This is a genomic window from Massilia sp. CCM 8734 (assembly GCF_011682155.1).
Lineage (GTDB): Bacteria > Pseudomonadota > Gammaproteobacteria > Burkholderiales > Burkholderiaceae_D > Telluria_A > Telluria_A rubra.
In genome coordinates this window covers 50,686-59,931 of record NZ_WHJI01000046.1, presented here as the reverse complement: position 1 = coordinate 59,931, position 9,246 = coordinate 50,686, and the positions used below count along the sequence as shown (strand labels likewise).

The 9,246-nt window shown below is 62.0% G+C and carries 10 protein-coding genes and 2 pseudogenes; 6 read left to right on the top strand and 6 right to left on the bottom strand.

Going from position 1 to position 9,246, the window contains the following annotated elements:
• Positions 1–241: pseudogene (locus F2P46_RS30095) on the top strand (elongation factor Tu); the annotation flags it as partial.
• 111 nt (positions 242–352) lie between these two features.
• On the top strand, positions 353–670 hold the full coding sequence (gene rpsJ / locus F2P46_RS30090) for a 30S ribosomal protein S10 (protein ID WP_005663509.1): 318 nt from the start codon (positions 353–355) through the stop codon (positions 668–670).
• A 93-nt stretch (positions 671–763) separates the two neighbouring features.
• Here the strand turns inward: rpsJ and F2P46_RS38625 are convergent, their stop codons facing one another.
• The 6 genes and pseudogenes from F2P46_RS38625 to F2P46_RS30065 all read right to left on the bottom strand — a co-directional run bounded on the left by F2P46_RS38625 (position 764) and on the right by F2P46_RS30065 (position 4,965).
• Positions 764–1,921: a peptidase domain-containing ABC transporter gene (locus tag F2P46_RS38625; RefSeq protein WP_368737975.1), complete on the bottom strand. Its 1,158-nt coding sequence runs from the start codon at positions 1,919–1,921 to the stop codon at positions 764–766.
• Between the two features lie 16 nt (positions 1,922–1,937).
• A pseudogene (locus F2P46_RS38620) lies at positions 1,938–2,825 on the bottom strand (cysteine peptidase family C39 domain-containing protein); the annotation flags it as partial.
• 146 nt (positions 2,826–2,971) lie between these two features.
• On the bottom strand, positions 2,972–3,133 hold the full coding sequence (locus tag F2P46_RS30080; RefSeq protein WP_166897240.1) for a hypothetical protein: 162 nt from the start codon (positions 3,131–3,133) through the stop codon (positions 2,972–2,974).
• Positions 3,115–3,630 carry a hypothetical protein gene (locus tag F2P46_RS30075; protein WP_166897237.1) on the bottom strand — a complete coding sequence of 172 codons (516 nt, stop codon included), beginning with the start codon at positions 3,628–3,630 and terminating at the stop codon, positions 3,115–3,117. The genes F2P46_RS30080 and F2P46_RS30075 overlap by 19 nt, the downstream gene beginning before the upstream one ends.
• Positions 3,525–4,133 (bottom strand): hypothetical protein, encoded by a 609-nt coding sequence (locus tag F2P46_RS30070; protein ID WP_166897235.1) that lies wholly within the window; start codon positions 4,131–4,133, stop codon positions 3,525–3,527. The genes F2P46_RS30075 and F2P46_RS30070 overlap by 106 nt, the downstream gene beginning before the upstream one ends.
• A 139-nt stretch (positions 4,134–4,272) precedes the next feature.
• The gene (locus tag F2P46_RS30065) at positions 4,273–4,965 is read right to left on the bottom strand and encodes a PEP-CTERM sorting domain-containing protein (protein WP_166897232.1); all 693 of its coding nucleotides are present in this window, start codon (positions 4,963–4,965) and stop codon (positions 4,273–4,275) included.
• A 214-nt stretch (positions 4,966–5,179) separates the two neighbouring features.
• Here F2P46_RS30065 and creB point away from each other — a divergent pair, with 214 nt between their 5' ends.
• From creB to F2P46_RS30045, 4 genes are all read left to right on the top strand, one after another.
• Complete coding sequence (gene creB / locus F2P46_RS30060; RefSeq protein ID WP_166897229.1) at positions 5,180–5,866, top strand: two-component system response regulator CreB; 687 nt, start codon at positions 5,180–5,182, stop codon at positions 5,864–5,866.
• The gene (gene creC / locus F2P46_RS30055; protein WP_166897227.1) at positions 5,863–7,293 is read left to right on the top strand and encodes a two-component system sensor histidine kinase CreC; all 1,431 of its coding nucleotides are present in this window, start codon (positions 5,863–5,865) and stop codon (positions 7,291–7,293) included. Before creB ends, creC begins: the two co-directional genes overlap by 4 nt.
• 360 nt (positions 7,294–7,653) lie before the next feature.
• Complete coding sequence (locus F2P46_RS30050; RefSeq protein WP_166897224.1) at positions 7,654–8,211, top strand: type IV toxin-antitoxin system AbiEi family antitoxin; 558 nt, start codon at positions 7,654–7,656, stop codon at positions 8,209–8,211.
• A complete protein-coding gene (locus F2P46_RS30045) occupies positions 8,208–9,215 on the top strand; it encodes a nucleotidyl transferase AbiEii/AbiGii toxin family protein (protein ID WP_208296827.1) in 1,008 nt (335 codons plus the stop codon). Before F2P46_RS30050 ends, F2P46_RS30045 begins: the two co-directional genes overlap by 4 nt.
• The last annotated feature ends 31 nt before the right edge of the window (positions 9,216–9,246 follow it).

Sequence of the window (9,246 nt, the reverse complement as noted above, 5' to 3'; positions counted from 1 at the left end):
CACCCCGTTCTTCAACAACTATCGCCCACAGTTCTACTTCCGTACCACGGACGTGACTGGTTCGATCGAGTTGCCAGCGGACAAAGAAATGGTTATGCCAGGCGATAACGTGTCGATCACCGTCAAGCTGATCAACCCGATCGCGATGGAAGAAGGCCTGCGTTTCGCCATCCGCGAAGGTGGCCGTACCGTTGGTGCAGGTGTTGTTGCAAAGATTCTCAGCGAAGTCGCTGGTAAGTAATTCGTAGTCAAAGGCAGGAAAGCAGGTATACTTGCTTTCTTGCCTGATGTGCCAAGCAAAAAATTCATATTGCCGGCTTCATGCCGGTTCGTTCTTTTTAAGGGAATTACCATGTCCGCACCAAACCAGAAAATCCGCATTCGCCTCAAAGCGTTCGACTACAAGCTGATCGACCAGTCCGCACTGGAAATCGTTGACACCGCCAAGCGTACCGGCGCTGTTGTCAAAGGCCCAGTCCCACTGCCAACCCGCATCCAGCGTTTTGACGTCCTGCGTTCGCCGCACGTCAACAAAACCTCGCGCGACCAGTTCGAAATCCGTACGCACCAGCGTCTGATGGACATCGTGGACCCAACGGACAAGACCGTTGACGCGCTGATGAAGCTGGACCTGCCAGCTGGCGTCGACGTCGAAATCAAACTGCAATAATCATTGCAGTGTTGCCGCCAGCGCATTGATGTGCGCGGGCGAGTCAGGGCCGGGCGAGTTCGCTGTCAGCGAACGGACCCGGCCCTGATGCGTTTACGCGCACATCTTGTCGGCATCATCCTGCACGCCCACCTGTGCACTTTCCTGCACAATATCCTGGCAAATCGACCCCTGCTGCAACACCACTACCCGCTGGGCCATCGCGATGGTTTCCGGCCGGTGCGCCACGATGATGCGGGTCAGGTTCAGTTGCCGGATCGAGGCGTTGACCGCCACTTCGTTCCACACGTCGAGGTGGCTGGTGGCTTCGTCGAGCACCAGCAGGCGCGGCGTCTTGTACAGTGCGCGCGCCAGCAGCAGGCGCTGCTTCTGTCCGCCCGACAGGCCGGTGCCGATGTCGCCGACCAGCGTGTTGTAGCCCATCGGCATGGCCATGATTTCCGCATGCAGCGCGGCGGCCTGGGCGCTGCCCTGGACCCGCTCGTCGTCGCGCGTTTCGGCAAAGAAGCTGATGTTGTCGGAGATCGAGCCGGCGAACAGATGATCGTCCTGCATGACGGTGCCGATCATCTGGCGGTAGTTCGACAAGCCCAGGTGGCCCAGCTTGACCCCGCCGATCAGGATCTCGCCGCTGGTCGGCTCCAGTAGTCCGAGCAGAAGTTTCATCAAGGTCGTCTTGCCGCAGCCGGATGGCCCCGTTACTGCGATGCACTGGCCGGCGGGGATGGTCAGGTCCAGGTCCTGCAGGATGAACGGTTCGCCGTCGGCATAGCGGAACGACAGCTTGCGCATCTCGACCGATGGCGAGACCGATGCCGGATCGATTTCGCATTCCACCGTTGTTTCTTCCGGCGCCGAGAGGACAATATCTGCCACACGCTCGCCGTGCAGGCGCAGCATGGCCAATTCGAAGACCTTGTCGACCAGGCTGGCCATGCGGCTGCTGAACTGGTCCTTGTAGCTGATGAAGGCAAAAATCATCCCGACCGAAAAGCGGTTATCGAGCACCAGCAACGCCGCCATCCAGATCACGATCACGCGTTCGGTATTGAACAAAAATGTATTCGCGCTCTGGTACGACACCGCCATCCTGGCGATCCGCAATTCGGCATTGACCTGGTCGACCAGGGTATTGAGCCATCCCGCGTGGCGCGCATCGTGGCGCCCGAACAGGCGGATGCTCTGCACCCCCGCGCACCGATTCGAGAAAATGCGTCTGCTGGCGCGCGGCGTCGATAATCTGTTCGGCATTGGCCTCGCGCAGGCTGCGGAAGATCGCACAGCGCATGGCGATATAGACGAGCACCGCGATGCAGGCCACCGCCGACAGCTTTCCACTGTAGGCAACCATCATGGCCAGGGTTCCCAGCACCAGGAAACCGTCGATGATCCCCTCGACGAATTGGGTCAGGCTTTCCTGGATCGCGCGGATCGAACTGAAACGCGACACGATGTCGCCCGTGTGGCGCTTTTCGAAATACGACAGCGGCAGTTTCATTAGGTGGCCGAAGGCGTTGCTGAGCCACTGGACGTTCAGATTGGTCGACAGCACCGTGGTCACCCACGAGCGTACCGCGCCGAGCGCAGTCTGCAGCAGCACCAGCAGCAAAAAGCCGCAGCCGAGCACCGTGATCATGTCGCGGTCGGCTGAGAGCAACGCTTCGTCGACCATCCATTGCATATAGAAGGGCGCCACCAGCGCGCACACCTGCAGCGCCAGGCCGAGCACCAGGATCTGCGCCAGGCCGCTTTTCAGTCCGGTCACGCCGCCCATCAGCGAATACAGCGAAAATTGCTGGATCTCGTTTTGCGGCTTGAATTGCTGCGACGGCAGCAATTCGAGCGCGACGCCAGAAAAGTGCTTGCCGCATTCCGACAGAGGCAGACGGCGCATGCCGACCGCCGGGTCGTGAATCACGACGTGGGTCGCCGAGACCGATTTCAATACCACGAAGTGATTCAGGTCCCAGTGCAGGATGCAGGGCAGTTTCAGCTGCGCTACCTGGTCCAGTTCGAGTTTCAGGGGACGCGGCTGCAGCGCCAGCGCTTGCGCCATGGTCATCAGGCTGCGCAGGGTGGCGCCCTTGAGCGAGACCGAAAAACGCCGGCGCAGATTGGCCAGGTCGACCCGGTGCCCCCAATAGCTGGCGACCATGCCCAGGCAGGCCAGCCCGCATTCGGCCGTCTCGGTCTGGAGCAGGATAGGGAGTGATTTGCCGGGCCAGAAAGTTTGTTGCAGCCGTTCGTGGAAATGCATGGTGGTTCCGATATCGTAAGAACGCAGTCGGTCCGGGCCGCCCGTCAACGCCCGGAAATGGTGAACAGGGGTTCGAGTACCCATTCGTAGAGGCGGCGGTGGTCGAGCGCGATGCTGGCGTCGACCAGCATGCCCGACTTGAGCGGCACCGGCTTGCCGTAGGCTTGCACCGACTGCCGGTCCAGCGTCAGGCGCAGGCGGTACATCGGTTCGGCCGCGCCCGCCGATGCCAGGGCGGTGTCGGCCGGGCGTGACGAGGTGTCCGCCACATCGCGCACGCGCGCCAGGTGCTGGCCGGCAGGATGGCAGCCAGGCCGGTCTCCGGGGTGACGGTCTGGCCGATGTCGCCGGCAAGCGCGGTGAGCACGCCGTCGATCGGGGCGCGCAGCACGATGTCGCTTTGCGCCTGGTTTTCGGCCAGGTCCTGTTCGAGTGCGCGCATGCTGCGCTCCAGGGCTGCGCGTTCACGGTCCGCCTGCGGCGCAATGTCCTGCATCTGCGCGCGCGCTTCGGTGGCGGCGCGTTCGGTCACCGTCTTTATCCGCACCAGCTCGGCCAGGCGCTGGCGTTGATCGAGCAGTTCGGCGCGCTTGTCGCTTAACTGGTTGGGCGATATATAGTTGGTCCGGGCCAGGCTCTGGTACCGGCCGAACGCTTCGCGCGCCAGGGCCAGCCGGTCTTCCTGCAGCGCGATCTGCTCCACCACGCGCGCCAGTTCGGCGCCGATATCGTCCACCCGCCGCTGCGCTGGGCGGCTTGCACGATCACCTTGTCGAGCTCGGCGCGGTAGCTGTCGCGCCGCTGGTTCAACAGTGCGGCCACGGTTTGCTCGGTCGAGCCGGCCGCCGCGATCGTGCGTTTTCCGGATACCACGACCAGCACGTCCCCGGCGGCGACCTGCTGGCCTTCGCGCACGCGCCTTTCCATGACCACGCCGACGCGGCCGGGAATCACGCGGATCACCCCGCCAGTGGGCAGCAACAGTCCCTGCGACTGCGCCTTGCGCGTGGTGCTGAAGCAGAGGAAGAAAGCCACGATGGACAGCGCCAGGCCGGCGAACAGGATCGTCAGTTCCCGCTGGCCGGGCGAGCGCGCCAGGATGACCTGGCCGTACTGGCGGGCGCCGGCGTGCTCCAGCGCCTGAAGGCGGAACAGGGGACGCGGCGGGGATGGCTCTGCCTGGACGGGCGATGACGGATCCGGCATGGAAACTCCGGTGATTGAGTCTCCATCCTTGCATGCATATTTACCCGAGGCAATTCAGGCAGGCCGGTATTCGCGCCAGTCCAGCACTATCCCGTCATAACTTTGAGCCAGCGCAAAACCAGGCGCTGGGTCGCTGGCGCTATCGGACCGATCGCGCGCGGCGCCGCGCCCCCAGCATGGCCAGCGCGCCCAGCCCCAGCAAGCCCAGGCTGACCGGCTCCGGCACCGCCACGGTACTCATCGAAAACTCCTCGATCTCGCCGTAGAACACCGTCGAGCGCCCCGAGAGCGCGTCGCTATGGCCAAACTGCGCCTGCTTCGTCATGTACTCGTACAGGTCCGGCCGCAGCGTGGCCGAGAAGGGCGTGGTCAGGCTGGCCTTGGCGCCGGCAAAAAAGTGATCCATCGATTCGATGCCGTGATAGGCGTAGATGCTTTCCTCGCGCGTGGTCCAGTTCACGCCGGCAAACGCCTGGTCCGATCCCCACGGCGTCCCGGCCGAAGCGCCGTTGGCGGTCTGCTGCTGGAAATTGCCGGTGTGCTGGTAGTTGCGCGTTACGCCATCGACGGTAACGCGGGCGCTGAACAGATTGAGGCCGTACAGCGCTTCATACTGGTTCAGGTAGCTGTCGCGGGTCGCGCTGCTGTCGTCGAAGGTGAGCGTTATCTGGAATTTCTTGCCGACCAGGTTGCCAGGGCCGAAGTCGTCGAGGGTGTTCTGGTACACGCTGCTGACCACGCCGCGCGAGGTGGTGGTGAGAATGGTGGCCTGGGCGTTGGAGATCCAGGCCGCAGCGAGCAGGGCGATTGCGAAGAATGATTTTGAGGACAAGATATTCTTTCTTATACTTTGGTTAAGGTAGCATGGTGTACAAGCAAAGAACATGCCATTTGGAAATTAACGTTTGGTATCATCGGCTTATGAGTTTCCGTTAAGAAATTTCATGATCAACTGTAAAATTTCCCGACAAGCAGGCCAGGCGCCCGGTTGACTGAGCCGGCCCCGCCCCGGATACTGTCGCCATGACCAATCCCGACGCCCGCGCATGCCCGTAACGATCCTGATAGTGGAAGATGAGCTGGCCATTGCCGACAGCATCGCCTACGCCCTGCGCACGGACGGCTTCGTACCGCGCCACGTGAGCTTGGGCGCGCAGGCGCTGCAAGCGATGCGCGACGCCGAGCCGGCCACCTTGCCCGCGCTGGTGGTGCTCGACGTCGGCCTGCCCGACATGAACGGCTTCGAGGTATGCCGCCAGCTGCGCCAGTTTTGCAATGCCCCGGTAATCTTCCTGACCGCGCGCAGTGACGAGATCGACCGCATCGTCGGGCTCGAAATCGGGGCCGACGATTACGTCACCAAGCCGTTCTCGCCGCGCGAACTGGTGGCGCGCATCCGGGTCGTGCTGCGCCGCCTGGCGCCGCCGGCCGCCGTCGCGCCGGGCGCGCGCTTCGAGATCCGCGAGGCCGAGGCGCGCATCCTGTACCGCGCCCGGGCGCTTGAGCTGACCCGCTACGAATACCTGCTACTCAAGGCCCTGTGCGAGCGGCCCGGCCATGTGCTCTCGCGTGCGCAGCTGATGGACCGGGTCTGGGCCGACGCGCCCGATACGCTCGACCGCACCGTCGACGCCCATATCAAGTCGCTGCGCGCCAAGCTGCGCCTGGTCGACGCCGACGACGATCCGATCCAGACCCATCGCGGCATGGGCTACAGCCTGGCGGGCCCATGAGAATCGGCCTGCGCATCTTGCTCGGCTATTTTCTGATTGTCGGGCTGGCTGCGTGGTTTTTGCTGAACGTGTTCGTGGCCCAGGTCAAGCCGGGCGTGCGCTCGACCCTCGAAGACACCCTGCTCGACACCGCCCACCTGCTGGCCGAGGTCGTCGCCGACGATGTCAAGGCGGGCAGCATGGACGATTCCCGGATTCTCGCGCGCCTGCAATCGTTCGGACGGCGCCATGTGGACGTCTCGATCGATGGCGTGAACAAGCGCAGCCTGAACTACCGGGTCTACATCACCGATGTACAAGGGCGCGTCACCTTCGACTCCAGCGGGCACGACCTGGGCAAGGATTATTCGCGCTGGAACGATGTCTACCTGACCCTGCGCGGCGAATACGGCGCGCGCAGCACGCGCGACGCCAGGTCCGACGACGCCAGCGCCGTGATGCACGTGGCCGCGCCGATCATGGATGGCGAGCGCATCATCGGCGTGCTGACCGTCGCCAAGCCGGTCTCGACCGTGCAACCCTTCGTCGAGCGCAGCCAGCGCATCATCCTCACGCGCGGCGCCGTGCTGCTGGTGCTGTCGCTGTTGATCGGGATGGCCTTCGCCTACTGGCTCAACCGCGCCCTGCAAATGCTGATGCGCTACATCGCCGATGTCGAGGCCGGCCGCAAGGCCACCTTGCCGGCGCTCGGCAACAATGAAATCGGCACGCTCGGGCGCGCGCTCGAAGCGATGCGCAACCAGCTCGAAGGCAAGGAATACGTGGAAGAGCTGATGCACACCCTGGCGCACGAGCTCAAGAGCCCGATCGCGGCGATCCAGGGTTCGGCCGAGCTGATGCAGGAAGACATGCCGGCCGCCGAGCGCCGCCATTTCCTGAACAATATCCTGAACCAGAACCTGCGCCAGAAGCAACTGATCGACAAGTTGCTGGCCCTCATTCGCGTGGAAAAGCAGCAACGCCTGAGCGCGCCGGAGACGGTCGCGCTGCGCAGCCTGGCCGAAGAGGTGCGGGCCGATGTGTCGGCGCGTTTGCTCGCGCGCGGGCTGAGCTTGGAAACCTTTATCGACAAGCTGATCGTGAAAGGCGACCCGCTATTGCTGCGCCAGGCGGTGGGCAACCTGCTCGACAACGCCATCGACTTCTCGCCGCCGGGCGGGGTGATCACCATGCGCGCCGAGACAGTGGGGGACGAGGTGATCATCAGCGTGAGCGACTGCGGCGCCGGCATTCCCGCGTTCGCGCGCGAGCGGCTGTTCGAGCGTTTCTACTCGCTGCCGCGCCCGGATGGCGCCAAAAGCACGGGCCTGGGCCTGCCCTTCGTGCGCGAGGTGATGGCCTTGCATGGCGGCACGGTGACGGTTGAGAATGCTCAGTCGGGCGGAGTGCGCGCCGTGCTGCACCTGCCGATGGTGCTGGTTTCTTGACCAGGCGCGGAATGGAGCCCGCTAACATCAACGCCGTCTTTTCAGCTTAATTGCCGCTGGCATCAGCGCCGCCTTAGCAGCGCAAGCAAGAATTCAAGTATCTATCACTTAGCCAACGTGTCTTTGGATGCCGCCTTTGCGGGAACTTGTTTTTAGGCAATATTGGGACCCACAGGACTCTGGACGAATGTGAGAGCATCGCTCAAGCAGACCCTGGTTCACATCCCCAGCTCACCAGTAAGTGACCTAAAACCCTACAAAAAAATAGGGTAATCGATTACTTGTACTTGACCTCAGATCGACATGAGCTTAGACTAAGTCCACCGGTACCCTACTTTAATATAGGGTTTTAGGATACTTATGAAAAAAACCGAATTGATCCGTAAGTTATCGGAACTTGATAGACGCGGGGTGTATATCATGGCCCGACGCGATATCGAGAAGTTATTCCCCGAAGAGGGGGACAAGGCAATGGAGAAATCCTTGCAGCGGATGGTCGCCGATGGCTTTCTTCAGCGGGTCGCCAAGGGACTCTACCTGAACCCGGCCGCGACGAGCAAAAATCGCTGGGTTGCCGAGGAGATCGCCAAGGCGCTACGTCCAGGTTGCCTCTCTTATGTAAGCTTGGAGTCGATCCTGTCCGAGTACGGGGCAATTTCGCAAATTCCGATCAACCGGATGACCGTGATGACGACCGGGAAGAGCGGCGTGGTCGACACCCCTTTTGGGACGATCGAGTTCACCCATACCAAACGTGGCGTCGCGCAGATCATCCAGCGAACAATGCTGGCTAAGGGGCGGCCTCTTCGCATTGCCACCAAGCGCGCGGCCATCCGCGACCTCTTGCGCGTCGGGCGTAACACCAACATGATCGATCAGAGCGAGCTCGAAGACGAGTCACAAGGAGAAGACGCATGAGTGTGGACATGAAGGATTTCAGTGAGTTGGTCGACTTGGTCATGGCCAACCCGGGACTGTCGGCCATGAGGCCGGTGGTAGAGAAGGAACTGCTGCACTACGAGATCTTCCAGGCGCTTGACGCCGAGGGCCTGCTCAAAGATCTGGTGTTCCAGGGCGGTACCTCGCTACGGCTATGCCGCGGGTCGGATCGGTTCAGCGAGGACCTCGACTTCGCCGGCGGCGTGAATTTCTCTTCCGAGAGCATGCAGAAGATCAAGGAGTGCGTCGAGAAGCGTATCGGTGCGCGATTCGGCTTGAATGTTTTGGTCAACAATAAGCCGGCCAAAGTCGGCGAGAATGGCACCAAGCATGTCCGAGTCGACAAGTGGTGGATATCGATTCAGACCTCGCCGGAGAATCCTGCGATGCCGAGACAGAAAATCAAGCTGGAAATCGCGAACATTCCTGCTCATACCCGCGAGCTTGTGCCGCTGAAGGCCAACTACGATGTCTTGAGCAGCATGCCGATGGTGATGGTCAACACCGAGTCTCTAGACGAGATCATGGCGGATAAGGTGCTGGCCTTCCCGACATCACTCCTGGACAATGAAGGTCGGCCGGTCGGGCCTGACTCAGCCAAGATTCGCCACCGGGACATCTGGGATCTGGCCTGGATGGCGACGCGTCGCGCCAAGCTCGCTCCGGAGCTCGTGGTCGCAAAGATCAAGGATTACGGCGTGGTGGACTACCCCGGGCTGCTGGCGCGCGCAATCGAGCAGATCCCGCAGATCGTCAAGAGCCAGGAATTCAAGGCTCAGATGACGCGCTTCATCGATTCGTCGACGATCGCCAGAACGCTGAACGTCGCCGGTTACGATGATTACCTGGCGTCGTCGGTCGGTGACTTGTTCACCCAGATGCAAAGTGCCTTGAACGCCATGCCTCTTGATGCATGGCAGCAAACGACCGATCCCGTGGCGCAAGGTCCTTCCGCAAGCAAGGCCATACCCCCCGAACCTTGAGCTGCCCGCAGGAATCGGCGCTAAGCCGAAT

What these genes read in the sequence shown, in the direction of transcription:
- rpsJ (WP_005663509.1), top strand. Translation starts at nt 353, where the DNA reads ATGTCCGCACCAAACCAGAAAATCCGCATTCGCCTCAAAGCGTTCGAC.
- F2P46_RS38625 (WP_368737975.1), bottom strand. Translation starts at nt 1,921, where the DNA reads ATGCCGAACAGATTATCGACGCCGCGCGCCAGCAGACGCATTTTCTCG.
- F2P46_RS30080 (WP_166897240.1), bottom strand. Translation starts at nt 3,133, where the DNA reads ATGTACCGCCTGCGCCTGACGCTGGACCGGCAGTCGGTGCAAGCCTAC.
- F2P46_RS30070 (WP_166897235.1), bottom strand. Translation starts at nt 4,133, where the DNA reads ATGCCGGATCCGTCATCGCCCGTCCAGGCAGAGCCATCCCCGCCGCGT.
- creB (WP_166897229.1), top strand. Translation starts at nt 5,180, where the DNA reads ATGCCCGTAACGATCCTGATAGTGGAAGATGAGCTGGCCATTGCCGAC.
- creC (WP_166897227.1), top strand. Translation starts at nt 5,863, where the DNA reads ATGAGAATCGGCCTGCGCATCTTGCTCGGCTATTTTCTGATTGTCGGG.
- F2P46_RS30050 (WP_166897224.1), top strand. Translation starts at nt 7,654, where the DNA reads ATGAAAAAAACCGAATTGATCCGTAAGTTATCGGAACTTGATAGACGC.
- F2P46_RS30045 (WP_208296827.1), top strand. Translation starts at nt 8,208, where the DNA reads ATGAGTGTGGACATGAAGGATTTCAGTGAGTTGGTCGACTTGGTCATG.